We start from the raw sequence: 917 nt of genomic DNA on the forward strand, positions 1-917 counted from the left end.
CAAGTCACTGAAACGAACCTAATACCGGCGGAAAAAGAAAGCTATATCCGTTGCGAAGCTGTATGGCTCGAAACCTCTAAATTCTCGGTAGACCTAAAGGATAACGGTAGCTTGGCAAAGGTGGGCGCCGATTCGACGCCCGGGCTGAAGATGGCAGTGGACGCGGTGTCTACGCTCGCAACAGCGTATGGGACAGTGAAGTCTGCCGATAAGTCTAAACCAACAATTCAACTGCCTTACTGCAACGCTGGCAGAGTTCCTGTGATCGAAGGCTAATCAAAATTCCTCGAGCCCAGCCCCGCGCTGGGCTTTTTGCATCTGGCTCGTTAAATGCTCGCCTAGCGCTACTAATTCCCGAGGCAATATAAGATAGTAGAGCAAATGACCGTCTGGTTAACAGCTACGCCAAGAACCACCCACCCGAGCGCCTGCAGGATTGGAGCGATGGGCGTTTGAGCTTCTCACACACGATAGCGAAGCCTGTGCCAATTAAGGCTCCAGGGAAGCTGAAGAAATAACCCAACCAAGCCATGGAGTCAGCGTTCTTGCCAGAGAACCAGAAGGCGAAAACACTCAAATAGAGGGCCAACGCTATAGCTATTCCTCCCAGCGATTCTCGGGATGCCTTGCACGCCAGAGCCAGAGCAAGCACGGATGCTTGCGGTAACCACATGTATGCAAAATTACCTAAGAAATACTCGCTTTTAGGGCTTATGTAGACGGCAACGGCTAGGCCCAGAGCAATACCTACTACCGCAATCGATGTACTAGAAGATCGTGCTGCGCTTCTTTCTGCTGAACTCATTCCTTGTAATCCTTGTGGCGCGCCGAAAGGTGTGGAGGGTCCATAAGCATTAAAAATCCCGGCGGGCCGGGCTTGTTGCTTTCAGTCAAGCACTGGCCGCATGAAGCTTCTT

At 51.7% G+C, this 917-nt stretch carries 1 protein-coding gene; it reads left to right on the top strand.

Translation table 11 applies throughout. The features are described from left to right. Nucleotides 1-276, top strand: a 276-nt coding sequence (locus FEM54_RS34510) for a hypothetical protein (RefSeq protein ID WP_205894451.1), incomplete at its 5' end; no start/stop codon positions are given. Nucleotides 277-917 lie beyond the last annotated feature (641 nt).

This window comes from Pseudomonas edaphica (assembly GCF_005863185.1).
Classification (GTDB): Bacteria; Pseudomonadota; Gammaproteobacteria; order Pseudomonadales; family Pseudomonadaceae; genus Aquipseudomonas; species Aquipseudomonas edaphica.